The organism is Algoriphagus sp. SE2 (assembly GCF_039563885.1).
GTDB lineage: Bacteria > Bacteroidota > Bacteroidia > Cytophagales > Cyclobacteriaceae > Algoriphagus.
This window is the reverse complement of record NZ_JBCLWJ010000073.1, coordinates 1-574: the sequence shown is the minus strand read 5'-3', so window position 1 is coordinate 574 and position 574 is coordinate 1. Positions and strand designations below refer to the sequence as shown.

Below are 574 nucleotides of genomic sequence, written 5' to 3'. Positions count from 1 at the left end.
ACTGAACCAAAGCATTTAGTTAATTGGTGGCCTCTTGAGTGCAAAGGAAAACCAAGAGAAGGTGAAGTTTATAATTTCTTCTTTACTGCAGAATATGATTGGTACGGTAAAGTTATTAAATCAGAAAAGGAAAAATCTTTCCACATCAATATGACCAAATCTGACTCGGATTGGGATTCCACTTCCTTTGGATTTGAACAGGAACAATATTTAGCTGACGTTAGGGTTAATTTTTGGCACAAAGGATGGCCTGAATGTAATGCTCATTATAAAAGATCCTCATATTGTTGGGCTATATTATTGAACGGATTAAAGAATTATTTAGAAAAAGGTATAATAGTTCCATTTGAAGAAAGAGAATAAACTACTGCCAACAAGGTATTTAAGCCATGACTCTTTGGGATACGGCTCCTACACTTGGAAGTGGTGCAATGGGGGAAAAAAGAATCTATCTGAAAGATTCAGAAGTAAAAGGAAGGAATAGATCGATCCCCACTAAGGGTATCTAGTCTCTACCCTTTTTTCATGAAACCAAAATATAAATGGCTAAAGCCATTCTCATATTGACAATATA

General features: G+C 35.2%; 1 protein-coding gene. It reads left to right on the top strand.

Annotated elements, in window-relative coordinates; genetic code table 11:
- Nucleotides 1–363 (top strand): SRPBCC domain-containing protein (locus AAGF08_RS20465; protein ID WP_343513317.1); only part of this gene is annotated, 363 nt, incomplete at its 5' end.
- Nucleotides 364–574 lie beyond the last annotated feature (211 nt).